The following is a 26,394-nucleotide window of genomic DNA, read 5'->3' on the forward strand; positions in this document are numbered from 1 at the left end:
CTAATCCTCTATATTAATTATTTCTTATTGCGACGGCGAACAATATACTTATCAGTACGTTTGTTGCTACGCGTTTTCAATCCTTTGGCTTTTTGACCCCATGGAGACACAGGATGTTTACCAAAGTTACGACCTTCACCACCACCATGTGGATGGTCTACCGGGTTCATTGCTGTACCACGAACAGTAGGACGAACACCACGCCAACGCGTTGCACCCGCTTTACCTAGTACGCGAAGCATATGTTCTGAATTGCCGACTTCACCAATAGTGGCACGACAATCAGACAATACTTTACGCATTTCACCTGAACGTAGACGTAATGTTACATATGCACCATCACGCGCAACGATTTGAACATAGCTACCAGCTGAGCGAGCAAGTTGTCCGCCTTTACCTGGTTTCATTTCAATGTTATGCACGGTAGAACCGACTGGAATATTGCGCATTGGTAAACAGTTACCTGTTTTAATCGATGCATCAACACCAGATTGGATCTGATCACCTGCTTTTAAGCCTTTAGGCGCTAAAATATAACGACGTTCACCGTCTTTATATAAAACCAATGCAATATTTGCACTACGGTTTGGATCATATTCCAAACGTTCAACAACTGCTGGAATACCATCTTTATTACGCTTAAAGTCAACAATACGATAATGTTGTTTATGACCACCACCGATATGACGGGTAGTGATACGACCATTATTATTGCGACCACCAGTTTTGCTTTTTGAATCAAGCAACGGTGCATAAGGCTTACCTTTATGCAACTCTGGGTTAACCACTTTAACAACGTGGCGACGACCCGGAGATGTAGGTTTACACTTAACAACTGCCATTGTTCTTACTCCTCCGAATTACTCAGCGACGCCAGCAAGGTCTAAGTTTTGACCTTCTGCTAAAGTTACGTAAGCTTTTTTCCAGTCGCTACGGCGACCAAGTTGTTGACCACGACGTTTTACTTTGCCTTTAACAACAAGTGTATTAACGTCATCTACTTTAACTTCAAATAGTTGTTCAACTGCGGCTTTAATCTCTCTCTTAGTAGCATCTTTAGCAACTTTCAATACTAATGTATTTGTTTTTTCCATTGAAATAGATGCTTTTTCAGAAACATGTGGTGCTCGCAGGACTTTAAGCAGACGCTCTTCACGAATCATGCTAACATCTCCTCTACTTGTTTAACGGCATCAACAGTGATAACCACTTTGTCAAATGCAATCAAACTAACTGGATCAATACCTGCCACATCACGCACATCAACTTTATGCAAGTTACGTGCTGCTAAGAAAAGATTCTCATCAACTTCAGTTGTAATGATAAGGACATCATTAAGATTCATATCATTTAATTTCTGAGTTAATAATTTAGTCTTAGGTGCTTCAACAGTAAATGTTTCAACCACAACTAAACGCTCTTGACGCACTAATTCAGAGAAAATACTCTTTAATGCACCACGATACATTTTACGGTTAACTTTTTGGCTATGATCTTGTGGTTTTGCTGCAAATGTTACACCACCACTACGCCAGATTGGGCTCTTAATAGAACCTGAACGAGCACGACCTGTGCCTTTTTGACGCCATGGTTTTTTGCCTGAACCAGCGATTTCTGCACGAGTTTTTTGTGCGCGTGAGCCTTGACGAGCAGCAGATGCATAAGCAACAACTACTTGGTGAACTAACGCTTCATTAAACTCACGTCCGAAGGTAGTTTCGGAAACAGAAAGCGCTTTCGCGTCTTTTACTACTAATTCCATCTCTATCTCCTCGACGTTAAGCCTTGATTGCCGGTTTAACAATTACGTCACTATTGATTGCGCCTGGAACTGCACCTTTAATTAATAAAAGGTTGCGTTCAGCATCAACACGTACAATATCTAAGTTTTGAACAGTTACACGTTCATTACCTAGGTGACCTGCCATTTTACGACCTTTGAACACTTTACCTGGAGTTTGGTTTTGACCGATAGAGCCATGACCACGGTGTGCCAAAGAGTTACCATGAGTTGCATCTTGAGTACGGAAGTTCCAACGTTTAGTTACGCCAGCAAAACCTTTACCTTTAGATGTTCCAGTAACATCAACTTTTTTAACGTCTGTGAAAATATCAACGTTAATACTTTGCCCTACAGTAAATTCGCCTTCTTCAAAACGGAATTCCCATAGACCACGACCAGCTTCAACGCCAGCCTTAGCAAAATGACCTGCTTCAGGTTTATTTACACGGCTTGCTTTTTTGCTGCCAGTAGTAACCTGAATAGCTTGATAACCATCGTTCTCTAAAGTTTTAACTTGAGTAACGCGGTTGCTTTGAACTTCAACTACGGTGACAGGAATAGAAACACCTTCTTCGGTGAAGATTCGTGTCATTCCTACTTTACGACCGATTAAACCAATCATTGTTTAGACCTCTCAATCATTCAGCTTAGGATTAACCTAAACTGATCTGCACATCAACACCGGCAGCAAGATCTAGGCGCATTAAAGCATCAACTGTTTTTTCAGTTGGCTCAACAATATCAACTAGACGTTTATGAGTACGAATCTCATATTGATCACGCGCGTCTTTATTAACGTGCGGAGAAATCAATACGGTGAAACGCTCTTTGCGTGTCGGTAATGGAATAGGACCACGAACTTGCGCACCAGTGCGCTTCGCAGTTTCTACAATTTCAGCAGTTGATTGATCAATCAAACGATGATCAAACGCTTTTAACCGGATACGGATTCTTTGGTTCGACATGAGACCAGAGCTCCACTATTTAAAAGTTATAACAAAAGACTACTCCTCTTACCCTGTTTCGATTGACAGGAGAGTGTAATCCGTTCTTTTCGTAACCCCCAGATCGGGAGTATTGTTGATATAATTCAATATTATTAAATAAGGATTATATCTTCATACGCATTTGCTTATCAAAAATTCAACAAACAAAGTGGCGATGATTATACGTAAATTATTAACTAATGCAAGAAATAATTAATAATAGATGCTTTATTGATCAGCTTAAAAATAATGATAAACCCTTTTTATTGATTAAATTTCAAGCTAATCAAACAAGTTGTAGTGATTACTTAAGAAAATTATGATAATGAGGAATCTGTCGCCATGAAGTGATGGCGACAAGGCTAATGATCTTCTTTGGCATGATTAAGACTATATCTTGGAATTTCAACTTCAAGATCTTCATCGGCAACACGAGCCTGACAACTTAGTCGACTATGTGGTTCAACGCCCCACGCTTTATCTAACATATCATCTTCTTGTTCATCACTCTCTTCAAGTGAGTCAAAACCTTTACGGACAATACAATGGCAAGTTGAACAAGCACATGACATTTCACAAGCATGCTCAATTTCAATATCGTTACGTAAAGCGACTTCTAAAATAGATTCACCTTCTTGCGCTTCAACCGTTTTCCCTTCAGGGCAAAGTTCAGCATTTGGTAAAAATGTAATTTTTGGCATAATAATCTCGTTAGTTAAATATCATCAACTTTATGACCGGTTAAAGCTTGACGAATGGATCTATCCATACGCTTAGCCGCAAAATCCTGCGTCACGTTATCAACAATTTTAATTTGCTTTTCAATTTCGTATATATCATTGGATTCGCTTACCGCTTGTAAACGATGTTTAGCATTTAAAATTTGATTAAGCTGATGCTCATTCAATAAGTCAGCATCTTTATCTAATGCATTTTGTAAGCTTTCAAGGACTCTTGCTGCTTCAACTTTTTGTTCAGCAAGCATTCTAGTTTGCTTATCTTGTTGAGCGTAATTGATGGAATCTTGAATCATAGTTGCAATTTCTTTATCAGTTAGCCCATAAGATGGCTTAACTTGTATTGCAGCTTCAACGCCTGTTGATTTTTCCATTGCCGTTACGCTCAGCAATCCATCAGCATCCACTTGGAAAGTGACACGAATATGTGCGCCACCAGCAGGCATTGGCGGAATGCCACGCAAGATAAATTGCGCCAACGATCGACAATCGGCTACATTTTCACGTTCACCTTGTAAAACATGAATCATCATAGCGGTCTGACCATCTTTAAACGTTGTAAATTCTTGCGCCCTTGCACAAGGAATCGTACTATTACGAGGAATGATTTTTTCAACCAATTCGCCCATTGTTTCGATGCCTAAAGATAAGGGAATTACATCAAGCAACAACATATCGGAATCGGGTTTATTACCCACTAAAATATCCGCTTGAATGGCAGCCCCAATAGCGACTACTCTATCTGGATCGATAGAAGTTAAAGGTTTTGTTTTGAAATAATTACCGACCGATTCACGCACAAACGGAATTCGGGTAGATCCCCCCACCATGACCACTTCAACAATTTCATCGATATCAATATCAGCATCTTTTAATGCACGCCGACAAACAGCTAAGGTTCGTTTAACTAGCGGTTCAATAAGTTGTTCAAATTGATGTCGGGTTATAGTTAAGACCTGATTATCAAATGTTATCGTGACAGAATCTTGATGGCTGAGTGCAATTTTAATGTCAACCGCTTGATGAATCATTCTCTGATTCAACTGTGCATCATGATGATCAATCAACCCTAATTCGTTTTTAATATACTCCGCAAGTAAACGATCGAAGTCATCACCACCAAGAGCAGAATCTCCCCCTGTTGATAGAACTTCAAAAACGCCTTTATGTAAACGCAGAATAGAGATATCAAAAGTTCCACCACCTAAATCATATACAGCAATGATGCCTTCTTTTCCAGAATCAAGGCCATAAGCGATAGCTGCAGCAGTAGGTTCATTCAACAAACGTAAAACGTGTAAACCAGCTAATTTAGCAGCATCTTTTGTTGCCTGTCGTTGAGCATCATCAAAATAGGCGGGAACGGTGATGACGACACCATCGATTTCACCATTTAAACTCGCTTTAGCCCGATCTGCTAGAGCAATCAAGATTTCAGCAGAGACTTGTATAGGATTAACTTGCTGATTCGGTAAATTTAGTAATGGCACACCATTTTCTGTCATGGATAATGGATAAGGGAAATGAGATGTGTCTATATCAGAAAGACGTCTTCCCATTAATCGCTTAACTGAACTTACTGTATTTTTTGGATCAGAAGTAGCGCTGTTTTTAGCATTTTTACCAATTGTGATAATAGTATTATCATCATGATCAACACCATAATGTACAACTGAAGGCAATAAAAAATCGCCTTCTAAATCTGGCAGAACTTCAGATTTACCGCTTCGAACAGTTGCAACTAGTGAATTGGTCGTACCCAAATCAATGCCAACCGCAATCCGACGTTGATGTGGTTCTGGTGTTTGACCTGGTTCACTAATTTGTAATAATGCCATTTAACTTATCTCTACTTGATGTGTTATTTATCTTAAATTATAAAGCATATTGCTTTTCTTGTAACTTTTCGATCTGTTCTATTAATCGAGTAAGATAACGAATCTTGTAGATTTGATTTAGGGCGGATTGCCAATCTTGTTGCGATATATTGTTCAACAATTGATTATAAATATCTTTTTTGCGGCCTGATATTTCAGCCCCAAAGCTATCTAATAGTTCAAAGTTTGACTGACTTTCAATATCATCTAGCTTTTCACGCAAAACAAATTGCTCCATTAAAAAATCTGCATCATGAATAATATGTTGTTCCGTTGCCACATCAAAGCCTTGCAAAGATAGGAAATATTCAGCTGCTTTTATAGGATTTTTTAATACTTGATAAGCATCATTAATCATGGCTGATTTTTGAATAATCGCCATTTTTTCACTATCCGATGCCGTTGCAAAATTATCAGGGTGATACTGTCTTTGTAATTGTTGATATTGTAATGTTAACTGCTGCGTATCGACAGGTAATTGAATAGGTAGATGAAATAACTCAAAATAATTATTCACGCTTGATGCCTCAGTTAAACATTAAAGCTTTCGCCACAACCACACTCATTATGCGCATTAGGATTATTGAATTTAAAACCTTCATTTAATCCTTCTTTAACAAAATCAAGTTCAGTGCCATCAATATAGACTAAGCTTTTTTTATCCACGATAACTTTAACATTTTTGTCTACAAATACACTGTCATCGTCATTAATCGTATCAGCAAACTCTAAAACATAAGCCATACCCGAACAACCAGATGTTTTAACGCCTAATCTTAGACCGATGCCTTTTCCACGATTAGTTAAAAAAGCTTGAACACGATCAGCTGCACTAGTGGTTAATGTAATAGCCATTAACTTTGCCCTTTTTTAGTCTTATAGTCATCAATTGCCGCTTTGATTGCATCTTCAGCTAAAATTGAACAGTGAATTTTAACTGGCGGTAAAGCGAGTTCTTTAGCAATATCCGTATTTTTTATTGCTTGTGCTTCATCTAAAGATTTACCTTTAATCCATTCGGTAACTAACGAACTTGAAGCAATTGCGCTACCACAGCCATAAGTTTTAAATTTCGCATCTTCAATAATGCCATCATCATTCACTTTAATTTGAAGTCGCATGACATCGCCACAAGCTGGTGCACCAACCATACCACTACCAACATTCGGATCGTTTTGATCGAACGACCCGACATTGCGAGGGTTTTCGTAATGATCGACTACTTTTTCACTGTATGCCATAATTTACTCCTAATTTTAATGGGCTGACCATTTTATCTTTGATAAATCAACACCATCTTTAAACATTTCCCAAAGCGGAGATAAGTTTCTTAATTTATCAATAGAGTTTTTGATTAACTCAATAACATAATCCACTTCTTCTTCAGTACTAAATCGACCTAGTGAAAAACGGATTGAGCTATGTGCTAATTCATCATTGAGGCCTAGTGCCCGCAATACATAAGAAGGTTCTAAACTCGCTGACGTACAGGCAGAGCCAGAAGATACAGCCAAATCTTTTAATGCCATCATTAACGATTCACCTTCAATATAAGCAAAACTGACATTTAAAATATTTGGTGCACTGTGTTCTAAAGATCCATTTAGATAAACTTCTTCTATATCTTTTAAACCATTCCATAACCGATTTTTGAGTGCCAATAGACGTGGCATTTCAGTAGCCATTTCTTCTTTTGCTATCCGATATGCTTCACCCATACCAACAATTTGGTGCACAGGTAGCGTTCCAGAGCGCATGCCTCGTTCATGACCACCACCATGCATTTGGGCTTCGATACGAACACGTGGTTTACGTCTTACATACAGCCCACCGATACCTTTTGGACCATAGATTTTATGACCTGAAAAAGACATCAAGTCTACTTTCAATTTGGTTACATCAATCGGTAATTTACCAACAGCTTGGGTTGCATCCACGTGGAAAACAATGCCTCTTTCACGACACATTTCACCAATTTTTTCGATATCTTGTATGACGCCTGTTTCATTATTAACGTGCATGATTGATACCACTGTCGTATCACTACGCATTGCCGCTGCGAGTTTGTTTAAATCTAATATTCCATCAGATTCAGGTGCTAAATACGTTACTTCATAACCTTCTCGTTCTAGTTGGCGACAAGTATCAAGCACGGCTTTATGTTCAGTTTTACACGTAATAATATGTTTACCTTTAGCTTGATTAAAGTGTGCTGCACCTTTAATGGCTAAATTGTCCGCTTCAGTCGCGCCAGAAGTAAAAACGATTTCTCGTGAATCGGCACCAATAAGATCGGCTATTTGATTTCGTGCAATATCAACCGCTTCTTCAGCTTGCCAACCAAATTTATGAGAACGAGAGGCGGGGTTACCGAAAATACCATCCAAGGTTAGATACTGCATCATTTTTTCAGCAACTCTAGGATCGACAGGCGTTGTTGCTGCATAATCCATATAAATAGGTAGTTTCATTAAATACTCCCAATGACAAAATCTGTGTACAAATTTTATTGCTTAATTTATTGATATTAGATTGCTTTGTCGACTAGCCACTTCTTTAACTTCTTTATTATTGACTAATTCGCTTAAAGTGATACTTGTTAAAAACTCATCGATACGTTCACTTAGGTCATTCCACAAAGTGTGAGTTAAACATCTCACGCCACCTTGACATCCATCATGACCATAACATTTTGTTGCGTGAACCGTTTCATCGACGGCTTTAACAATTGAACTAATCGCAATTTGATCCATGCTTCGACTAAGCACATAGCCACCACCCGGCCCCCGAACACTAGAGACCAAACCATGTTTACGTAAACGGGCAAATAGTTGTTCAAGATAGGAAAGTGAGATTTGTTGACGTTCTGAGATATCTGCAAGTGATACGGGCCCTAAACCAGAATGTAATGCAATATCCAACATTGCAGTTACTGCATATCTCCCTTTTGATGTCAATTTCATTATTTATTCCCCTTTATATATGGAAGGTATTTTATATATCCTTCAATTTTAGTCAAGTATTTAGTTGACTATTTTAGTGGGAATTAAACCTTAAGTTCTTTCATCGACGAACAATGGTGAAATATGCTAATCTAGTAAACTAATTTGATATAGGAGTTGAGCAATGAAATCACTATTAAAGTGTATTTTAATAATAGGATTACTCTTTACTAAAAGTGCAATCGCGGTTAATACGCAGCAAGATTTACGAGCTAATTACAAAAAATGGCTTAACTCATATCAATCACTCAATCTTAATGAACAAACCGCTCTTTTAAAAGAGCTAAAAGATTACCCACTGTATCCTTATGCTGCAGTACAATATTTTCAAAAAAATATCAAAACGGTTTCCCCAGACATGGTGAGCAATTTTGTCACTCAGTATAGTAAATTTCCGTTAACAGCATCATTAAGTCAATCTTTCTTATCAGAATTGACCAATCGTCAAGATTGGGCTGCTATTGTTGACTTTCCTAAAGATAACTCAATTCAATCTAACTGCCGTTATCAATACGCTTTGTTACAACAGGGTAATCAATCTGTTATAGAGACAGTAGAATCATTGTGGCTAACAGGAAAAGAATTACCTTCTGCCTGTGATCCTCTTCTTAATGCATGGAAAGATGCAGGAAAACAAACAAACAATATCATTTTGTTACGAATTGAACTTGCCATAGAAGCGAATAATTTAAAATTAGCACGATATTTAATCAACCTATTAGATAATGACTATAAAACAACCAAAAGTAATTTATATGCTTTATTAGATAATCCGAAAAAATTAGAGGATTTCTCTAAAAATATTAAAACCAGCAATTTTACTAAAAAAATTGTATTGGCTTCTTTTCCTCGAGTAGTTAAAGCGGATATGAATTTTGCGCAAATACTATTGCAAAAACTGGTACAGCAGCAACATCTAAGCGAAACCGAACTCATTGCATTACAAAAAAATTTAGCAAACAGATTTTTCAGTGATTCTGCGACAAATGAGCAAATTAAATGGCGTGATGATTACATTTCCAAGTATCATGATACAACGTTAGTTGAAAAACGCATTCGTGTTGCGATTGATGAAAATAATTATAAAGATATTGCTTATTGGTTATCACAATTAACACCCGAAGATAAATTAAAAGAAGAATGGCAATATTGGCAAGCTCGCGTCTATTTAGACCAAAACAAAAAAAATGAAGCCAATACCATTTTGAAAAAATTATCGGCTAATCGTGGATTTTATGGCATGGTCAGCGCTCAATTGCTTAAGCAAAAATATTCTCTTAACAACCAATCCAGAAAAATTACGCAAGCCGAGATAGCAAATTTAAAATCTAAGTATGATAATCAAACTGTTATAAAACGAATTAAAGAATTACGTTTCTGGAAGAAGTTAACAGAATCAACACGCGAATGGCGCTTTATGTTGAATAATCACGTTGAAAATAATGAATATTTAGATTTAGCTCAATATGCTTATCATAAAGGTTGGGGAGATCTTAGTATCCAAGCAACAATATCTGGAAAACTTTGGAATAATTGGACAGAGCGCTTACCTATTATGTATGAAGATATATATAAACAGGCATTAAAAGGTAAAGAGATATCTCTTTCTTATGCGCTGGCTATATCTCGTCAAGAGAGCGCTTTTGATGCCACGATACAATCACCAGCTGGGGCAAAAGGTTTAATGCAATTAATGCCTGCGACAGCAAAAGAAACAGCAAAAAAAGTTAGCTCAATTAGTTATACATCAACATCTCAGCTATCTGATCCCATGACAAACATAGAATTAGGGACATATTTTCTTAATAATGTTTATCAACAAAATGCTAAAAATCGTATTTTGGCGTCAGCAGCCTATAATGCTGGACCAAGTCGAGTTAAACGATGGTTGAATAATAGTGATGGTAAACTTGATGCAGTAGCTTTTATTGAAAGTATTCCTTTTACTGAAACACGTAATTATGTTAAAAATGTTTTAGTTTATGATTATATTTATCAAAATTTGTTAGGTCAAAAAAGGCATAATATTTTTACCGCAAACGAATTTAACAGAACCTATTAATGGTGGGCATTATGAAAACTCAAGAATGGAAACAAACAGTTGAAATACTACACCAAGCATTTAATGATGGTTATTCACTGGATATATTTAAACTGCTGCTAACCGCAGATGAACGTGATGCTTTAATTACCCGAGTGAAAATAATTCACTCTTTACTTGATGGTTCAATAAATCAAAGACAGCTTAAAGAACAATTAGGTATTGGTATTGCCACTGTCACACGTGGATCAAACAGTTTGAAAGAAGCATCACCAGAATTTAGACAATGGTTAGAAAAAACATTGTTAAATTGATTATAATGCTAGGTTATTACAATTAGTCACAAGATTGAATACAGATAACAACTTAGAATTACTGCGAATTTTTCTTTAGAAGAACTTCATTTTCTGTTGCAACTGGCACACAATAATCGCATTCCATACGTTGGATATCTTTTGCCGTTTCAACCGTATTTTTATCACGGTTATGGTGAATTTCGATTAAACATCCAGAACGTAAATGAACTTTTAAAGCTGGCATCGCAGCTAAATGCACCTGAGAAATAAAATCTTTAAAGTTTTCTGGTGTGCCAATATATTTGAAACAAAGATACAGACCACCTTCGCTAACAAACTGTTCAATATACTCAAGATGATTATTGTGTTCTAACGCTATAGTATAAAGTAACTCTTGTTCATTAGCATTTTCTTTACTTTTCAAGATACGGTTAAAAGCATAAATTTTATCCGGCAGAATTTCATTTTTATGGGTATAACGAGAAAGATAATTGTGAAAAAATTGCCCTCGCAACTTATTTTCTTCCTCTAATAATTTACTTAAATTACAGTTATTTTTATAAGTAATACCCCAAAATGTCTGTTTTGGCATATTAACGAATTTGGGTTCGGGTAATGTAAGCTGAGTTTTATTAAGTTCAATTGCTGGCGTTAATCCTGTCGGATCCCAAAATTCAGCGCGTCGATAACTTGCTGGGGTTTCATTGAACTGTTTTTTAAAAGAACGGGTAAATGTTTGCTGAGAATCAAAACGATATTGCATGGCAATATCTAAAATCGGCTTACTCGTCATTCGTAAAGAAAGTGCAGCATAAGTTAACCTACGATGACGAATGTAAGTACCAAGTACCTGACCGGTTACTTCTTTAAACATACGTTGTAAATGCCACTTTGAATAACCTGATTTTTGAGCAACATGATCAATAGACAAAGGCTGCTCCAGATTTTTTTCAATCCAAACGATAAGATCTGAAATAATGCTGACTTGATTCATAAAACCCCATCATAAAGTGAACTGGCAGACATCATGCGATTATGACTTAATCTTAGCAATAAGCAAGATTTAAATCCAAATTATTTAGTTTTTCTTAACAAAAAGAGTGTGTTCCTGCTTGATGCTCAGTCACATCTTTTACGCCTGCAAGTTCAGGAAATTCCATTAATAATTGTTTTTCAATTCCTTCTTTCAACGTATAATCAACCATTGAACAACCGTTACAGCCCCCCCCAAATTGAAGGACAACATAATTGTCTTCCGTTAGTTCAATTAAACTTACCATACCGCCATGACTAGCAAGTTGAGGATTAATTTGAGTTTGAATCGTATAATTGACGCGTTCAATTAAAGGTGCATCATCGCTGACTTTTCTCATTTTGGAATTTGGCGCTTTTAACGTCAATTGCGAACCCAATTCATCAGTAACATAATCGATAACGGTTTCTTCTAAAAATGGTGCACTCATTTCATCAATGTATACCGAAAAATCTGCAAACTTTTCTTCTATATCACTATCTTCTACAGTATCAGCAGGACAATAAGAAACACCACACTCTGCACTTGGCGTACCAGGATTCATGACAAAGACACGAATTTGTGTATCTTGTGGTTGATTGGCTAGTAGTTTTTTGAAATGTTGCTGAGCTGATTCAGAAATGGTAATAATAGACATAACCCCTCACTTTTGATGCAATTAGGTAATAAACTAGCTAATTGATTTGTTGTAATAGTTGACTAACTATGTTGGTTATTATAGGGACTGTTTACAATTTTACAATACTGTGCGACATAAACAAATCACTTGAATATTCATTGCCCCGCATTTTTTTAGCTGCTGACTAACAGCATTTATTGTATTTCCCGTAGTGACAATATCATCAATAAGCATCACCGATTTTTGAGAAAGATTTTTTCGACATTCATAAAGTGTTTCTACATTTTGTTTACGTTCTTTTAATGAAAGCTTTTTCTGATCTATTGCTCGTTGATGTCGATAGAGTAAATGAGGATAAAAATCACAATTTAACCATTTCGCTATCACTTTTGCCAACAATTCTGCTTGATTAAATCCTCTTGACCAATAACGTATATGATGTAATGGAACGCAAGTGACTAAATCCGGTTTTATGATTTCATTTGCAAGTCGTTTTTTATACCATGTTAAAAACATTAATCTTGCCAGTGCCAATGTCAGTTCCGTTTTATGATAAAACTTTAATTGCTGAATTAATTTTTTTAACGGATTAATGTATTCGCTAGTCGCAATTAATGTATCCCAGTAGGGTTTATTTTCAAGACAACGATAACAAATCTGAGTGGATAAAGAATGCGGTAAACAACATTGCGGACATACCTTGTTTAATTTCGGTATGTTTTTTGAACATTGATAACAAATTCCATGATGTGCCAAATATAATGGCATATTGCATAAGAAGCAACGCATAATTCTCCAACTTTAAAAATAATGTCATCCAAAAATTTAAAACAATCATTTAATAAAGGATAAAACGTCAATACTAAGAGTTTGTTTTCAGACCATCGCATATCGTTCAAAAAATACTTTTTTCAGCCATAAAAATAGTACTCAAATGCAAAAACTTACTTATAATATCTTGTTTAACATGTTGAAAAATATTAAATAAACAATAACTCGAACTATTTCACAAAATTTTTTTGTATTTTGCACAATTGTTATTTAAATAAATTTTATATTCGGTATAATCAACAAACAAATGGACTAAGGAACAAATATAATGAATAAAATCAGATCATTAATCATCGCATTGTGCTTAATTTTACTTTCACCCATTGCATTAGCAGATACAAAAGTATTGTTGCAAACCAGTATGGGGGATATTGAAATTGAATTAGACAATGAGCATGCACCAATTACGACCAAAAACTTTCTTGATTATGTTAAAAGTGGTTTCTATGAAAACACCACTTTTCATCGTGTGATCCCTAATTTTATGATTCAAGGTGGTGGAGCAGACGGTGAATTAAAATTTAAAGAAACAAATGCCCCAATTAAAAACGAAGCAGATAATGGATTAAAAAATGTGCGTGGTACGATCGCAATGGCCAGAACCGGAGTCATCGATAGTGCAACGAGCCAATTTTTTATTAATGTTGTCGATAATCATTTTCTCAACCACGATCCATCCAAAGATTATGGTTACGCAGTATTTGGAAAAGTGATAAAAGGAATGGATGTTGTTGATAAAATTGTCAATGTGCCAACTAAACGGATGGGCCCACATCAAAATGTACCGATTGAGCCAATTTATATTAAAAAAGCAATTATCATAACAGAATAAATGATTTTATTTATTCTACTTCATTTATTCAAAAGAACTGTCTTAATGATCTAAGACAGTTCAGTTTTAACATATTTTAATTAGTTCTATTTGTTTTATATTATCGCAAGCTTTTATTATCACAAGCTTCATCTATGCCAAGACTACAGGCTTTCTTAAAGTACTTAATGGCTAACAGTCTATTTTTTTCTACTCCTTCACCATTGTAATACATGACACCTAAATTATTTAACGCTTCTGGCGAATCTTGCTCCGCTGCTTTCTTATACCAGAACACAGCTGTTTCTTTATTTTTTTCGACACCTTCCCCTTCATCATACATTATCGCTAAATTATATTGAGCATCAACTAAACCTTGTTCGGCAGCTTTTTTATACCAATAAACAGCCTTTTGATCATCTTCTTCAACACCTTCACCTTCATCATACATTAGTGCTAAATAATATTGTGCCTGATCATATCCTTGTTCTGCTGATTTAGTTACCCAATGTAATACCTTATCGAAATCTCCCTCAACGCCCAAACCTTCCTCATAAGCTTGAGCCAAATAAAATTGAGCTTTTTTATCACCTTGTTCGGCTTCTTTTTGGCAAGCATCAAAAGCTTTATCATACTCTTCTGAATTCCAATATTTCTCACACTCGCCAGCGTAGGTTGCATTTGAAAACAATACTGTTAACAAAATAAAAAATACTTTTTTCATATCTTTCCTTATATCTCTAAATTATAAACATTTGACAAATTTTAAACTCTGCCTATTGTAGGAAAAAAACTCAAATTAGCAATAACAAAAATTATTAAGAATTATTAAACTAATCGGTTTTAATAAATAGATATTACATCCCTTAACAATGAATCATGCTTTTTTTAATTTACTCAATAAGTGAGCAATAGTTCTGACCCCAACACCTGTTGCTCCCGTTGCCCATAATGCAGTTGCACTTTTACGGAAAGTGGCTGAGCAATCGATATGTAACCAGTTTTGATGATAATTTTTGATAAAATGTGATAAAAATGCCGCTGCAGTACTTGCCCCTGCTGTGTTAGGTAATCCAGAATTGGACATGTCTGCAAAGGATGAAGGAAATTGAGAGCGATGAAATTCGGCTAACGGTAAACGCCAAAATGCTTCATGCTCAATATCGCTACTTGCCAATAACAATTGAGCAAATTTATCATCAAATGAAAGTAGTGATTGATAATCATTACCCACCGCAATTTTTGCTGCACCCGTCAATGTTGCACAATCGATAATATAATGTGGTTTATCATTATCGGCACAAATTAACCCATCGGCTAACACTAAACGACCTTCAGCATCGGTATTATCAATTTCAACTGTTTTACCATTACGATAACAAATAATATCCCCTAGTTTAAAAGCGCTACCACTCACTAAGTTATCTGCACAACATAGATAAAGTTTAATACGGTGATTTATGCCTCGTGCAATAGCAAGCGCTAATGCACCAGCGACTAGCGCTGCTCCTCCCATATCTGAGCGCATCGACTCCATAAAACTACTTGGTTTTAAACTATAACCACCAGAATCAAATGTGATCCCTTTACCCACTAAACAAGCAGTAATCGGTGTTGTTGGATTTTTACCCGGATTATAATCAAGTTCAAGTAGCGCTGCCGGTCTATCTGAACCTTTGCCAACAGTATAGATCCCCATATAATCATGCTCTTTTAATGCTTCGCCTGAAATAATTTTGTATGTTACGTCTGTCGAATATTGACTGATGAGTTTGGCACTTTGCGTAGCTAATTCAAGTGGGCTCAATGTTTCCGCTTGCTGGTTAACAATATCTCGACACCAATCAATAATGGCCAGACGATGTGTTAATTCTGCCTTATCTTTGCTATCCAGCTTTGCCCAAGTGACTTTATTGTTGTTTTTTGCATTACGATAACCCAACCAAAAATGCCAACAAGCTTCTAAATCCCATCCTTGACCACTAAGTTTAACCGATTTAATACCTTGATTATCGAGTTTACGCCCTGCACGTTGAATTGCCCCTAAACGATGCTCAGTTTTATAATGAATGGTAATTGATTCATCTGAAAAACTCAGTAGTGCATCTTTACCCCATTGCGAGGGTGCAGGTTTTTCAGAAAGTAAAATAGATAACATCGACATAAGCAGAACTCCAATTATTGATAAAAATAAAACAATGGCTTAATTCTAATCAGAAACATGCTAATATAGCAAGCAGGTTAAGAATAAATAAGGATTCGTTATGACATCTGCTGTACCAATAAAAAATGGAATTAATTTTCGTGATTTAGGTGGAATTAAAACACAAGATGGACGTCAAATACGTAAAGGAAAATTATATCGTGCAGGTGAATTTTCACGTATTAGCGAACAAGAAAAAGACTTCTTAGCGAATGAATTAAAATTACACTACATTTTAGACTATCGAGATCCGAACGAAATCAATCGCTATCCCGACAATTTATGGCGTCATGCCAACTATATTAATGTACCGGCAAATCCATTAAGTGATGAAGTGACAGCCAGTTTAACCTCAGAAATTGAAGATGATATTTTTACCATTAAAAAAACGTCACCCTTTGATTTTATGATCAAACTTTATCAATTATTACCTTTCAATAATCCTGCTTATCAAAAACTCACTGACATTTTATTAAATGGTAATGGGCAGCCCTTAGTTCAGCATTGTGCTGTCGGCAAGGATAGAACGGGCATTGGTGTCGCTTTAACACTGTTTTCATTAGGCGTGAGTGAAGACGTTGTCATGCAAGACTATCTACTTACCGAACAATTATTAAAAGATTTTCGTGACACTATTCTTAACCAGAATAAAAACCAATTAACGGCAACCGAACTTGAAAATCAAAAAGTGATTTTTGCTGCTAAAGAAGCATACCTAACCGCCGCAATAACGGCAATTAAACAGCGTTATCAGACTATTGATAATTGGTTAACTCAGGAATATCAATTAGATAATAACAAAAGAAAGGTACTTCAAGACCTTTATCTAATTTAGACAATATCAACGATATAGATAGTTAATCTATACATAAATAATAATCACATCAACGATGTTATCGATTGAAATGTGAAGTCATAAAATAGCAATGTGAGGAAATAAAAATGTTAACCGATCAAATGGTCAAAAAGCTTAATGAGCAATTAAATTTAGAGTTTTACTCTTCAAATCTGTACCTACAAATGAGTGCTTGGTGTGATGACCAAAATTTTCCATCTTTCGGAAAGTTTTTAAGAGATCATGCGGGTGAAGAACGCCAACATATGGAGCGTTTATTTGATTATGTTTTAGATTGTGGCTCCTTAGCTTTAATTGGCAAAATTGAAGCCCCTGAATCACAATATCCTTCTTTACTTGAATTATTTAAAGTGGCTTATCAGCACGAGCTTAAAATTACCAAAGCAATTAATGCGCTGGTTGATTATGCGTTAACACAGAAAGATTTTTCGACATTTAACTTTTTACAATGGTATGTTTCTGAACAACATGAAGAAGAAAAACTCTTCAAAAGCATTGTCGATAAACTAGAATTAGTCGGTGAAAATAAGCGTGACCTATTCTTTATGGATAAAGATTTTAACAAAACGTTAAGTGAATCAGGTTTATTAACGACCAACGAATAATTAATACAACATGTTAATCTGCTTCATTTTTTGATGTGGCAGATTAGCGTCTTTAACGTTGTAAGATAAACCTTGTTATCGGCACACTACTATTGACCGCCAAATGGACATCATCAATCTGCTGATATTGATAATAAAAATGACTTGCAAAAGGAGCATGAATCAATTGGTGATTAAGGTCAATTTTCACAGATTTCATTTGCCAAACACCTTTCGCATACAGCTTTAAAGCAGACTCTTTTAACGTCCATAATTGCCAAAAAGCCGATAATGTATCGGTTTGCGCTATCATCCATTGATATTCATCATCATCAAAAAAGTTTTCTGCTACTTTTAAATAGTGTTTACGCTGGCGAGCCAGTTCAATATCTAAACCTACTTTACCGTTTAAAGATATCGCGACAGCTACCCTATCTTGGCTATGGCTGATATTAAAATCGGGAAGAGTTTGATCTAAAAAACATGGGCGACTATTTTCACCGATTACGATTGTTGGCAAGGTAGAGCAATGGCAATAATGATTAAGCAAATCTGCTAATATCGAACGACAGATTAAAAACTGTTTTTTACGTTGCCCATTCATCTGATTGGCATCGTTGATAATTTTCTCTGATAACAACGCATAATTAATTGTCGCCGTATTTAAATTGGCAAGTTGGACGATTAGCATAATTGAAAAGCCAGTATTCATAAAAATTATTTTTTACTATTTTAACAGCATGCTATGCTAACTGTTATTAAAATTTCTCAGATAGCTAAGGATACATCATGTCATTACAAACCAAATTAGTGAATGCTGGTCGCAAAAAACGCTATACCCAAGGCGCTGTAAATTCGGTAATTCAGCGTGCTTCTTCATTAGTCTTCGATACTGTCGCTGCCAAAAAAGAAGCAACAGAAAATCGAGCCAAAGGGGCACTATTCTATGGGCGCCGAGGCACATTAACCCACTTTTCACTTCAAGATGCCATGATTGAAATTGAAGACGGAGCCGGATGTTATCTTTATCCATGTGGTGCAGCTGCAATTGCTAATGCCATTTTAGCTTTTGTAAAAACCGGGGATCATATCCTTGTATCCGAAGCCAGCTACGAACCAACTCAAGAATTTTGTAATCATATTTTAAAGGATCTTGGCGTCGAAACCGATTACTTTTCACCTTTAGTTGGTCGCTATATCACTAACCATATTAAACCGAATACCAAAGTCGTATTTTTAGAATCGCCAAGCTCCATTACCATGGAAGTGCATGATGTACCGGCCATCGTTAAAGCGATTCGCCATGTAAATCCTGATATTATCATTATGATGGATACGACTTGGGCTGCTGGTGTATTATTTAAAGCCTTAGATCATGATATTGATATCTCAATTCAGGCAGGCACAAAATATTTAATTGGTCATTCTGATGCAATGTTAGGTACCGCGGTTGCTAATGAAAGATGCTGGGATAGACTACGAGAACGTTCTTATTTAATGGGACAAATGTGCGATGCCGATACAGCTTATATGGCAGCACGAGGGTTACGCACCTTAGCTATCAGATTAAAACAACATCATGAAAGTGGATTAAAAATAGCAAAATGGTTGGCTAATCACCCGCAAGTTGCAACAGTGAATCACCCAGCATTAGAAAGTTGTAAAGGACATGAATTTTTTAAGCGTGATTTTACGGGAGCAAGTGGACTATTTTCTTTTATACTTCATGATCGCCTAAGTGATGTTCAACTTTCCGATTTTCTGGATAATTTAACCCATTTCTCTATGGCTTATTCATGGGGCGGATTTGAGTCATTAATTTTAGCCAATCAACCGGAAGAACTAGCTAAAATTAGACCTGTTTCGGGTATTAGTTTTACAGGCACACTCATCCGATTACATATCGGTCTTGAAGATCCTGAAGATTTAATTGCGGATCTTGCTGCTGGTTTAGAAAGAATCAATCAGCATAATCATAAAGCAAATGCACTACAAAGCTTAGTATAATCAGGAAAAACATGGATAATCAAAGTCAAGTAATGATTGATCAAACCATCACACAGACCATTTCAACATGTTTAAAAAAACACCGTAAGCTATTGGTAGCTTATAGTGGCGGGGTTGATTCAAGTGTATTGATACATGCACTAGTCAAATTGAAACAGCAACAAGCTGATTTAGCAGTACGAGCCATTTATATTCATCATGGTTTAAGTCAAAATGCAGATAATTGGGCAAGCCATTGCCAACAACAATGCCAACAATGGGAAATCCCTTTTATTATTGAAAAGGTTAAGCTTGATATCTCGGCAGGCAATATTGAAGAACAAGCTCGAAATGCTCGTTATCAAGCAATTTATCGTCATTTGAAAAGCGATGAAATGCTATGCACAGCACAACATCTTGATGACCAATGCGAAACGTTTTTGTTAGCTTTAAAAAGAGGAAGTGGCCCGTCTGGATTATCAGCTATGCCCGTTGAAAGCCATCAACACCTTCGACCGTTACTCACTATTTCACGTAAACAAATAGAAGCGTATGCCAATTGGCATCAATTAACTTGGATAGAAGATGAAAGTAATCAAGATGACCATTATGATCGCAATTTTCTTAGATTAAATGTTTTGCCAATTATTGATCAACGTTGGCCTCAGTTTTCACAAATGGTTGCCCGAAGTGCATCGCTTTGCCAACAACAAGAAGCTTTAATTAACGAGCTGTTAATTAACGATTTTCATCAAGTATTAACCCAGCAAGGTCAGCTACGCTTGTTGCCATTACGCGATTATTCAGAATATAAACGCAATGCCATTTTACGCATGTGGCTACGACATCAACACGTTATGATGCCTAGCCAAAAACAACTAGCACTTATTTGGCAAACCGTTGTTCAAGCAAAGAACGATGCTAATCCGCAATTCGTTTTACACCATAAGCAAATTCGCCGTTATCAAAATTTACTTTATCTATTGCCACTTTATAAAGATACTGAACAACAAGTCATAAATTGGGATCTGACTTCGCCTTTAGTTTTACCTGATCATATCGGTGAGTTACATGCTCTTTATCAAGATGATTTAACGTGTCGTCTACCGAACAGAGACGAACATGTTACCGTACGCTTTCATGCTCAAGGACAACTTCAAATCGTTAATCGTCAAGGCTCAAGAGCAATCAAAAAACTATGGCAAGAACACCATATTCCACCTTGGATGCGAACACGCATCCCTTTGATATATTATAATGAACAACTTATTTGCGCTGTCGGTGTGTTTGTGACTGAGCAAGGAAAAGGATCACAAATTGATTTTCGTGTCACTTAGGAAATAAGCCACTTGCTCATTATCAATCAGCTATCAAATCATTAAGGGACACCATCCATTGCCCCTTAAGTTAAAGGTTAACAAGCTAATTTTATTTTGCTTCTGCTCTTGGCTTCCAGCGTTTTAGTAATAATGCATTAGTCACCACACTAACACTACTTAAAGCCATAGCAGCGCCAGCAATCATTGGGTTTAAAAAACCAAATGCCGCTAATGGAATACCAATTAAATTATAGAAAAACGCCCAAAATAAGTTTTGTTTGATCTTATTATATGTTCGACGAGAAATATCAATAGCATCAGCGATAAGGTATAAATTACCTCGCATTAAGGTAATACTTGCCGTATGCATTGCCACATCAGTACCTGTTCCCATGGCAATGCCGATATCAGCGGCCGCCAACGCTGGCGCATCATTAATGCCATCCCCTACCATTGCTACTTGATTATTCGTATTGGTATGGCTCTCTTTTTGCAATTGATAAATATAGTTGGCTTTATCTTGGGGTAACACTTCGGCTATCACTTTATCTAAATTTAATTGTTGACCCACATAATTTGCCGCTTGTTGATTATCACCAGTTAGCATGACAGTGTTAACATGCAATTGATGTAATGCATCAATTGCATTTCTCGCTTCAGGTTTAATCACATCAGCAAAGCCAAATAAAGCAAGTATCACGACACTATCTTCAGCTTGTTGTTTAGCCAAAAATGAAATAGTGTACCCTTTACTGGTTAGCTCATCTATTTTATCATCCATGTTTACAAAATAGGCGTTTAACGATTTCATCCAACGCAAACTTCCTAAATAGTATTCGGTATTATCAATCGTTGCCATGACGCCCGATCCTGTTACTGATGTGATATTTTTCGCATAATCATACTTTTTAGCTTTAGATAACATAGCTTTTGCTAATGGATGTTCACTACCAGCTTGCATCGATGCAGCAAGTGACAAAATCTGATCGGGTGTTTCAGTTCCAACGACATCGATTTCCACCAAGTCAGGTTTACCTTCTGTTAAGGTGCCTGTTTTATCAAATGCGACAGTGTTAACATTATGCAAGGTTTCTAAAGCTTCAGCATCTTTAATCAAAATACCTTGACGTGCAGCCACACCCGTGCCAACCATAATCGCTGTGGGTGTTGCCAATCCTAAAGCACATGGGCAAGCAATCACCAATACAGCAACGGCATGAAGTAATGCTTGTTGCCAATCATGATAAATAATTCCCCAAGCCAATAAGGTAATCAAAGCAATGATCAAAATGACTGGGACAAAAATTGCGCTGATACGATCGACAATTCGCTGAATAGGTGCTTTTTTAGCCTGTGCAGATTCGACCATTTCAATAATTTTAGACAGTTTTGAATCAGATTGGATAGCGGTAGTTTTGACGATTATCAGTCCTTCACCATTAATGGTGCCACCCGTGACCACATCATTAACAGTTTTATTAACTGGAAAACTTTCTCCGGTTAACATCGATTCATCACTACTGGATGTGCCTTCCATAATAATACCGTCAACTGGAATACGTTCACCGGGTTTAATCACGACAATATCGTTCACTTTAACTTGGCTAATCGGTAAACTAATTTCGTGATCCCCTTGTCTGACTAATGCGACTTCAGGTCTTAATGCTGAAAGTGCTTCGATCGCTTGTGTGGTTTGATGTTTCGCTCTTGACTCTAACCATTTACCCACTAAGATTAAAGTTATAATTACAACAGATGATTCGAAATAGAGATGATCATAATGCCCTGTAATTAATTGATATAACGATAAACCATAAGCTGCACTGGTACCTATAGCCACTAATAAATCCATATTACCAGTGAAAGCTTTTAAAGCACTAAAACCACTTCGGTAAAATTTAGCACCAAGACCGAATTGAACAATCGAAGCCAGAATAAATTGTAACCATGCAGGCATCATTAAATGGAAACCAAATGGCTCTAATAACATTGGTAAAACAAAAGGAATAGCGAATAAAATGGACACCACAATCGGCCAAAGTGATGCTTGTTTTTCAGTATCTTTTGCATGTGTTTGCTGATCCGTCATTTTCACCGCATGATAACCTGCTTTATCTACCGCTGACATCAGTGTTGCTAAATTAACATTTGAATTTGCTTTAACGGTTGCTTTTTCAGTTGCTAGATTCACGCTAACATCAATTACTCCATCAACCTTTTTAATCGCCTTTTCAACACGACTAACGCATGATGCGCAGCTCATATCTTCAACATAAAAATTATATTCAACTGTTTTCATTTGACGCATCCTTTGGTGAGAGGGTTGTTAAGATTAAAAAACGTTCTCAACAAATTTTTTTGATTACTTAACAAATATTTTAATACTAATTATTCGAATAACAAGAATGCACTTTTTTGATATATACTATCCAAAAAGATACTATTGAGGCATTAAGTGAAAAATCATTTAGTTAAAACCTATAACAACGAGCAAAGCTTGGAATCTGTTATTCACTGTCCGGTTGAAACAACAATCAATATGATTGGAGGTAAATATAAATCATTAATTTTATGGAAACTGATGACAAACAAAACATTAAGATTTTCTCAGTTACAAAAAGAAATTCCTTGCGCCACACCAAAAATGTTAACTCAGCAGTTACGTGAACTCGAATCCAATCAATTAATCAACCGAAAAGTGTTTCCTGTCGTCCCACCAAAAGTAGAATATTCCTTAACAGATTTTGGCAAAAGTATTAAACCTGTACTAGAAGCAATGTATCAATGGGGAAGCCATTGTTTAAATCGCCAAGGACTAAAGATCAATTGTACAATGGCAGCAATAGCTGACCAAACTAAACAATAATTATTTTAATACAAGATGCTTTGCATCAATTACTTTTCCTTAGTGATCAAAAAGACAAACAATAAATAAGAGGAAACAGCGTTATTACAACGCTGTTCATAATAGAAATTAATTACGTAATTTTTCTGGCCAATCGTTTTGAGTAGACACTAATAAATCTTTCACAACTCGTGGATTACCAGCCACAACATTACCAGATACCATATAATTATTACCACCGGCAAAATCGGTAATGACACCACCAGCTTCACGTAAGATGAGTTCACCTGCCGCAATATCCCAAGGTTTTAAACCGATTTCGAAAAATCCATCTAAACGACCTGCTGCCACATAAGCCAAATCTAATGCTGCTGAACCAGTGCGACGAAAATCACCGCATTTAGTAAATAATTTTTGTAAAACTGCAAAATAGCTATCGCTATATTGTTTCGCTTTAAATGGAAATGCGGTTGCCAGTATACTTCCATTTAAATCTTTAGCATTACTGACACGAATACGATAGCCATTTAGCTGAGCACCCTTACCACGTGCAGCAGTATACAATTCATTGCTCATTGGATTATAAACCACTGCCACTTCGGTTTTACCTTTGACTCGAGCAGCAATAGACACAGCAAAATGTGGGATATTCTTAATAAAATTGGTGGTACCATCAATTGGGTCGATTATCCACTGCGTATCGGCATCGCTACCTTTAGCAAGACCACTTTCTTCAGCGATAATAGTATGATCTGGATACGCTTTTTTAATTGTTTCAATAATTAAAGCTTCAGCAGCACGATCTGCATTGGTTGCAAAATCGTTAGCACCTTTAGTATCAATTTCGATTGAACTAGGATTTTCATAAGCCTTAATGGCAACATTACCTGCTTTGCGAGCAGCACGAATAGCAATATTAAGCATCGGATGCATAATTTTCTTCCAATTGATGATGTTAAAGAACGGGTTGTTTTGGCAAACTTTAAAAGTGATACCAAAATTTACGGCATAGTATAAAGGTTTTATAAGCTTATTGCCAGATTATGTTGGGAATGTCAGCGATATTATTGATTTTGAGAAAAATAACGCAACATCCCAAATTCACCGCATTAAATAATGTTTTGATACGTTAATAATTTATCAAAGAGACTAGCTGCTACATAAATAATTCCTATCAACACATTATTCACTTATCACTAACATTATTTTTGATTTTTCACCGTATGCATTGCTAAATAATTTTCACATATTACAAACTTATTTAATAAAACTTTATTAAAAGACGATACTTATAAACCATTATCGATGTAATTTGATACAATATATTTGCTATAAATTGTTATAAATAGGAAAAAATGGATGAAGAAATTAATATTGATTCTATGTTTATTTTTTTCAGTGAACACCCCCATTTTCGCTGATGAAAATCAAGAACTTAATTATAAGGATGAGTACAGAAAAGCCACTATCCAAAATGATGCAGAAGCACAATTTCATGTAGGTTATATGTATGAAAAAGGCATTGAAGTTGAGCAAAGTTATACCAAAGCAGCTCAATGGTATGAAAAAGCCGTAAAACAAAATAATGAAAATGCCTCAGTTTATTTAGGTTCCTTATATTTGAATGGTTTAGGCGTCACTCAAAATTTAGATAAAGCAAAAAAACTGATTGAAAAAGGCGCATTGAACGGTAACAGTAGTGGCGAGTTTTATATGGGGCTTTTTTATGATTTAATTGCTCAAAAGCCAAGAGCAAAAGGAATCGAATCCAATTTAAAAAATGACGCAATCAATCAAAATTATATCATGGCTAGAAAGTGGTATGATAAAGCATTAAAGCATGGAGAACCAGCTGCTGCCGGAAATCTTGGTGTTTTGTATGAAGCTGGAAGAGGTGTCAAACAAGATGACGTCAAAGCAAGAAAGTATTATGAACAAGCCGTAAAAGGAAATGCCATTGTTTCAAATAATAATTTGGCTAACTTTTATTATCTTGGAAAAGGTGGATTGAAACAAGATTACGTAAAAGGTAGAAAATTAGATGAAAAAGCAGCGAAAAAAGGTTACGTTGAGTCACAATTCAAATTAGGTTGGCTATATTTTAACGGAAACGGCGTTAAACAAGATTATCGGCAAGCCAAAAAATGGTTTGAACTGGCTGCTGAGCAAAATCATGGTGAATCACAATACTATTTAGGTCTTATTTATCAACAAGGACTGGGACGAGAAAAAGACATTAACACAGCTAAACATTATTTTAAGCTGTCTTGTCAAAATACTGGCGATGAAGACGCCTGCCAATTACAATAATCACACGTTGTATTGTCATTGAGTCGATAAAATCACCTTGATTTTTCTCTTCATCAGTCGTTATCGTTAAGGTGATTTTGTCCTACTTTAAGTACAAAATAAAAGAATATTTATCATGATTGACCAACAGCAATTTGTGAGCAATAGAATTAATATTCTGGCAATTTTCCATGACAGTTAGTTAATCTATTTAATCCTCACTATTGTTACTTTTTTCATCGCATACTTGGCTTTCTAGTCGCTTTAAATTGGGAATTATTGCATAATACACGACG

General features: G+C 36.0%; 29 protein-coding genes. 9 read left to right on the plus strand and 20 right to left on the minus strand.

Annotated features, from left to right (window positions below; genetic code table 11):
* Positions 1–17: 17 nt before the first annotated feature.
* From rplB to iscR, 12 genes are all read right to left on the minus strand, one after another.
* Complete coding sequence (rplB, locus tag J3U35_RS00685; protein ID WP_065558580.1) at positions 18–842, minus strand: 50S ribosomal protein L2; 825 nt, start codon at positions 840–842, stop codon at positions 18–20.
* A gap of 18 nt (positions 843–860) precedes the next feature.
* A complete protein-coding gene (gene rplW, locus J3U35_RS00690) occupies positions 861–1,163 on the minus strand; it encodes a 50S ribosomal protein L23 (protein ID WP_065558579.1) in 303 nt (100 codons plus the stop codon).
* Positions 1,160–1,762, minus strand: a complete 603-nt coding sequence (gene rplD / locus J3U35_RS00695; protein ID WP_065558578.1) for a 50S ribosomal protein L4 — start codon at positions 1,760–1,762, stop codon at positions 1,160–1,162. Before rplD ends, rplW begins: the two co-directional genes overlap by 4 nt.
* Before the next feature lie 16 nt (positions 1,763–1,778).
* Positions 1,779–2,405 (minus strand): 50S ribosomal protein L3, encoded by a 627-nt coding sequence (rplC, locus tag J3U35_RS00700; protein WP_065558577.1) that lies wholly within the window; start codon positions 2,403–2,405, stop codon positions 1,779–1,781.
* Between the two features lie 31 nt (positions 2,406–2,436).
* A complete protein-coding gene (gene rpsJ, locus J3U35_RS00705) occupies positions 2,437–2,748 on the minus strand; it encodes a 30S ribosomal protein S10 (protein WP_006120582.1) in 312 nt (103 codons plus the stop codon).
* Positions 2,749–3,131: 383 nt separating this feature from the next.
* Positions 3,132–3,470: an ISC system 2Fe-2S type ferredoxin gene (gene fdx, locus J3U35_RS00710; protein WP_065558576.1), complete on the minus strand. Its 339-nt coding sequence runs from the start codon at positions 3,468–3,470 to the stop codon at positions 3,132–3,134.
* 14 nt (positions 3,471–3,484) lie between these two features.
* The gene (hscA, locus tag J3U35_RS00715; protein ID WP_267358896.1) at positions 3,485–5,344 is read right to left on the minus strand and encodes a Fe-S protein assembly chaperone HscA; all 1,860 of its coding nucleotides are present in this window, start codon (positions 5,342–5,344) and stop codon (positions 3,485–3,487) included.
* Between the two features lie 37 nt (positions 5,345–5,381).
* A complete protein-coding gene (gene hscB / locus J3U35_RS00720) occupies positions 5,382–5,900 on the minus strand; it encodes a co-chaperone HscB (RefSeq protein WP_267358898.1) in 519 nt (172 codons plus the stop codon).
* A gap of 14 nt (positions 5,901–5,914) precedes the next feature.
* Positions 5,915–6,238: an iron-sulfur cluster assembly protein IscA gene (iscA, locus tag J3U35_RS00725; protein WP_267350302.1), complete on the minus strand. Its 324-nt coding sequence runs from the start codon at positions 6,236–6,238 to the stop codon at positions 5,915–5,917.
* Positions 6,238–6,624 (minus strand): Fe-S cluster assembly scaffold IscU, encoded by a 387-nt coding sequence (iscU, locus tag J3U35_RS00730; protein ID WP_065558572.1) that lies wholly within the window; start codon positions 6,622–6,624, stop codon positions 6,238–6,240. The genes iscA and iscU overlap by 1 nt, the downstream gene beginning before the upstream one ends.
* A 15-nt stretch (positions 6,625–6,639) precedes the next feature.
* A complete protein-coding gene (locus tag J3U35_RS00735; RefSeq protein WP_065558571.1) occupies positions 6,640–7,854 on the minus strand; it encodes an IscS subfamily cysteine desulfurase in 1,215 nt (404 codons plus the stop codon).
* Between the two features lie 42 nt (positions 7,855–7,896).
* Positions 7,897–8,346: a Fe-S cluster assembly transcriptional regulator IscR gene (gene iscR / locus J3U35_RS00740; RefSeq protein ID WP_065558570.1), complete on the minus strand. Its 450-nt coding sequence runs from the start codon at positions 8,344–8,346 to the stop codon at positions 7,897–7,899.
* A 163-nt stretch (positions 8,347–8,509) separates the two neighbouring features.
* On the opposite strand from iscR, the gene sltY reads away from it, so the two are divergent.
* Together sltY and trpR are read left to right on the plus strand one after the other, a co-directional pair.
* Entirely contained in the window at positions 8,510–10,447 is a 1,938-nt protein-coding gene (sltY, locus tag J3U35_RS00745; protein WP_267358900.1) for a murein transglycosylase, read from the plus strand.
* Between the two features lie 11 nt (positions 10,448–10,458).
* Entirely contained in the window at positions 10,459–10,740 is a 282-nt protein-coding gene (gene trpR, locus J3U35_RS00750) for a trp operon repressor (RefSeq protein ID WP_218837341.1), read from the plus strand.
* Positions 10,741–10,798: 58 nt separating this feature from the next.
* Here the strand turns inward: trpR and robA are convergent, their stop codons facing one another.
* The 3 genes from robA to J3U35_RS00765 form a co-directional block, all read right to left on the minus strand.
* Positions 10,799–11,716 (minus strand): MDR efflux pump AcrAB transcriptional activator RobA, encoded by a 918-nt coding sequence (gene robA, locus J3U35_RS00755; protein WP_267358902.1) that lies wholly within the window; start codon positions 11,714–11,716, stop codon positions 10,799–10,801.
* Between the two features lie 94 nt (positions 11,717–11,810).
* On the minus strand, positions 11,811–12,386 hold the full coding sequence (gene nfuA, locus J3U35_RS00760; RefSeq protein WP_065558691.1) for a Fe-S biogenesis protein NfuA: 576 nt from the start codon (positions 12,384–12,386) through the stop codon (positions 11,811–11,813).
* A 105-nt stretch (positions 12,387–12,491) separates the two neighbouring features.
* The gene (locus J3U35_RS00765) at positions 12,492–13,163 is read right to left on the minus strand and encodes a phosphoribosyltransferase family protein (protein ID WP_267358904.1); all 672 of its coding nucleotides are present in this window, start codon (positions 13,161–13,163) and stop codon (positions 12,492–12,494) included.
* 310 nt (positions 13,164–13,473) lie between these two features.
* On the opposite strand from J3U35_RS00765, the gene J3U35_RS00770 reads away from it, so the two are divergent.
* Complete coding sequence (locus J3U35_RS00770) at positions 13,474–14,037, plus strand: peptidylprolyl isomerase (RefSeq protein ID WP_065558565.1); 564 nt, start codon at positions 13,474–13,476, stop codon at positions 14,035–14,037.
* A gap of 100 nt (positions 14,038–14,137) precedes the next feature.
* Here J3U35_RS00770 and J3U35_RS00775 read toward each other — a convergent pair whose 3' ends face one another.
* Together J3U35_RS00775 and pepB are read right to left on the minus strand one after the other, a co-directional pair.
* Complete coding sequence (locus tag J3U35_RS00775) at positions 14,138–14,740, minus strand: tetratricopeptide repeat protein (RefSeq protein ID WP_267358907.1); 603 nt, start codon at positions 14,738–14,740, stop codon at positions 14,138–14,140.
* A 153-nt stretch (positions 14,741–14,893) separates the two neighbouring features.
* Positions 14,894–16,186, minus strand: a complete 1,293-nt coding sequence (gene pepB / locus J3U35_RS00780) for an aminopeptidase PepB (RefSeq protein WP_416380665.1) — start codon at positions 16,184–16,186, stop codon at positions 14,894–14,896.
* 94 nt (positions 16,187–16,280) lie between these two features.
* On the opposite strand from pepB, the gene J3U35_RS00785 reads away from it, so the two are divergent.
* Together J3U35_RS00785 and ftnA are read left to right on the plus strand one after the other, a co-directional pair.
* Positions 16,281–17,054 carry a tyrosine-protein phosphatase gene (locus tag J3U35_RS00785; protein WP_267358911.1) on the plus strand — a complete coding sequence of 258 codons (774 nt, stop codon included), beginning with the start codon at positions 16,281–16,283 and terminating at the stop codon, positions 17,052–17,054.
* A gap of 107 nt (positions 17,055–17,161) precedes the next feature.
* Positions 17,162–17,680 carry a non-heme ferritin gene (gene ftnA, locus J3U35_RS00790; protein ID WP_267358913.1) on the plus strand — a complete coding sequence of 173 codons (519 nt, stop codon included), beginning with the start codon at positions 17,162–17,164 and terminating at the stop codon, positions 17,678–17,680.
* Positions 17,681–17,732: 52 nt separating this feature from the next.
* Here ftnA and J3U35_RS00795 read toward each other — a convergent pair whose 3' ends face one another.
* A complete protein-coding gene (locus tag J3U35_RS00795; RefSeq protein WP_267358915.1) occupies positions 17,733–18,371 on the minus strand; it encodes a 4'-phosphopantetheinyl transferase family protein in 639 nt (212 codons plus the stop codon).
* A 77-nt stretch (positions 18,372–18,448) separates the two neighbouring features.
* Between J3U35_RS00795 and metC the strand changes: the two genes are divergently transcribed.
* The gene (metC, locus tag J3U35_RS00800; protein WP_267358917.1) at positions 18,449–19,666 is read left to right on the plus strand and encodes a cystathionine beta-lyase; all 1,218 of its coding nucleotides are present in this window, start codon (positions 18,449–18,451) and stop codon (positions 19,664–19,666) included.
* A gap of 32 nt (positions 19,667–19,698) precedes the next feature.
* The gene (gene tilS, locus J3U35_RS00805; RefSeq protein WP_416380666.1) at positions 19,699–20,982 is read left to right on the plus strand and encodes a tRNA lysidine(34) synthetase TilS; all 1,284 of its coding nucleotides are present in this window, start codon (positions 19,699–19,701) and stop codon (positions 20,980–20,982) included.
* A 91-nt stretch (positions 20,983–21,073) separates the two neighbouring features.
* Here the strand turns inward: tilS and J3U35_RS00810 are convergent, their stop codons facing one another.
* Entirely contained in the window at positions 21,074–23,263 is a 2,190-nt protein-coding gene (locus J3U35_RS00810; RefSeq protein WP_267358921.1) for a heavy metal translocating P-type ATPase, read from the minus strand.
* A gap of 240 nt (positions 23,264–23,503) precedes the next feature.
* Between J3U35_RS00810 and J3U35_RS00815 the strand changes: the two genes are divergently transcribed.
* Positions 23,504–23,830, plus strand: a complete 327-nt coding sequence (locus tag J3U35_RS00815) for a winged helix-turn-helix transcriptional regulator (protein ID WP_267359024.1) — start codon at positions 23,504–23,506, stop codon at positions 23,828–23,830.
* Between the two features lie 108 nt (positions 23,831–23,938).
* Here the strand turns inward: J3U35_RS00815 and suhB are convergent, their stop codons facing one another.
* Positions 23,939–24,742: an inositol-1-monophosphatase gene (suhB, locus tag J3U35_RS00820; RefSeq protein WP_220216323.1), complete on the minus strand. Its 804-nt coding sequence runs from the start codon at positions 24,740–24,742 to the stop codon at positions 23,939–23,941.
* A gap of 426 nt (positions 24,743–25,168) precedes the next feature.
* Between suhB and J3U35_RS00825 the strand changes: the two genes are divergently transcribed.
* Positions 25,169–26,119: a tetratricopeptide repeat protein gene (locus J3U35_RS00825; RefSeq protein WP_267358924.1), complete on the plus strand. Its 951-nt coding sequence runs from the start codon at positions 25,169–25,171 to the stop codon at positions 26,117–26,119.
* The last annotated feature ends 275 nt before the right edge of the window (positions 26,120–26,394 follow it).

Source organism: Gilliamella sp. B2717 (assembly GCF_026536675.1).
In the GTDB taxonomy this organism is placed as follows: domain Bacteria; phylum Pseudomonadota; class Gammaproteobacteria; order Enterobacterales; family Orbaceae; genus Gilliamella; species Gilliamella apicola_I.

Bases quoted from the DNA above. Each gene is read 5' to 3' on its own strand.
- J3U35_RS00770 (WP_065558565.1), top strand. From the start codon at position 13,474: ATGAATAAAATCAGATCATTAATCATCGCATTGTGCTTAATTTTACTT.
- tilS (WP_416380666.1), top strand. From the start codon at position 19,699: ATGATTGATCAAACCATCACACAGACCATTTCAACATGTTTAAAAAAA.
- rplB (WP_065558580.1), bottom strand. From the start codon at position 842: ATGGCAGTTGTTAAGTGTAAACCTACATCTCCGGGTCGTCGCCACGTT.
- iscU (WP_065558572.1), bottom strand. From the start codon at position 6,624: ATGGCATACAGTGAAAAAGTAGTCGATCATTACGAAAACCCTCGCAAT.
- iscA (WP_267350302.1), bottom strand. From the start codon at position 6,238: ATGGCTATTACATTAACCACTAGTGCAGCTGATCGTGTTCAAGCTTTT.
- rpsJ (WP_006120582.1), bottom strand. From the start codon at position 2,748: ATGTCGAACCAAAGAATCCGTATCCGGTTAAAAGCGTTTGATCATCGT.
- J3U35_RS00815 (WP_267359024.1), top strand. From the start codon at position 23,504: ATGATTGGAGGTAAATATAAATCATTAATTTTATGGAAACTGATGACA.
- iscR (WP_065558570.1), bottom strand. From the start codon at position 8,346: ATGAAATTGACATCAAAAGGGAGATATGCAGTAACTGCAATGTTGGAT.
- J3U35_RS00735 (WP_065558571.1), bottom strand. From the start codon at position 7,854: ATGAAACTACCTATTTATATGGATTATGCAGCAACAACGCCTGTCGAT.
- suhB (WP_220216323.1), bottom strand. From the start codon at position 24,742: ATGCATCCGATGCTTAATATTGCTATTCGTGCTGCTCGCAAAGCAGGT.
- J3U35_RS00810 (WP_267358921.1), bottom strand. From the start codon at position 23,263: ATGAAAACAGTTGAATATAATTTTTATGTTGAAGATATGAGCTGCGCA.
- hscA (WP_267358896.1), bottom strand. From the start codon at position 5,344: ATGGCATTATTACAAATTAGTGAACCAGGTCAAACACCAGAACCACAT.
- J3U35_RS00795 (WP_267358915.1), bottom strand. From the start codon at position 18,371: ATGAATACTGGCTTTTCAATTATGCTAATCGTCCAACTTGCCAATTTA.
- J3U35_RS00765 (WP_267358904.1), bottom strand. From the start codon at position 13,163: ATGCGTTGCTTCTTATGCAATATGCCATTATATTTGGCACATCATGGA.
- rplD (WP_065558578.1), bottom strand. From the start codon at position 1,762: ATGGAATTAGTAGTAAAAGACGCGAAAGCGCTTTCTGTTTCCGAAACT.
- J3U35_RS00775 (WP_267358907.1), bottom strand. From the start codon at position 14,740: ATGAAAAAAGTATTTTTTATTTTGTTAACAGTATTGTTTTCAAATGCA.
- J3U35_RS00825 (WP_267358924.1), top strand. From the start codon at position 25,169: ATGAAGAAATTAATATTGATTCTATGTTTATTTTTTTCAGTGAACACC.
- fdx (WP_065558576.1), bottom strand. From the start codon at position 3,470: ATGCCAAAAATTACATTTTTACCAAATGCTGAACTTTGCCCTGAAGGG.
- rplW (WP_065558579.1), bottom strand. From the start codon at position 1,163: ATGATTCGTGAAGAGCGTCTGCTTAAAGTCCTGCGAGCACCACATGTT.
- trpR (WP_218837341.1), top strand. From the start codon at position 10,459: ATGAAAACTCAAGAATGGAAACAAACAGTTGAAATACTACACCAAGCA.
- rplC (WP_065558577.1), bottom strand. From the start codon at position 2,405: ATGATTGGTTTAATCGGTCGTAAAGTAGGAATGACACGAATCTTCACC.
- metC (WP_267358917.1), top strand. From the start codon at position 18,449: ATGTCATTACAAACCAAATTAGTGAATGCTGGTCGCAAAAAACGCTAT.
- ftnA (WP_267358913.1), top strand. From the start codon at position 17,162: ATGTTAACCGATCAAATGGTCAAAAAGCTTAATGAGCAATTAAATTTA.
- J3U35_RS00785 (WP_267358911.1), top strand. From the start codon at position 16,281: ATGACATCTGCTGTACCAATAAAAAATGGAATTAATTTTCGTGATTTA.
- robA (WP_267358902.1), bottom strand. From the start codon at position 11,716: ATGAATCAAGTCAGCATTATTTCAGATCTTATCGTTTGGATTGAAAAA.
- sltY (WP_267358900.1), top strand. From the start codon at position 8,510: ATGAAATCACTATTAAAGTGTATTTTAATAATAGGATTACTCTTTACT.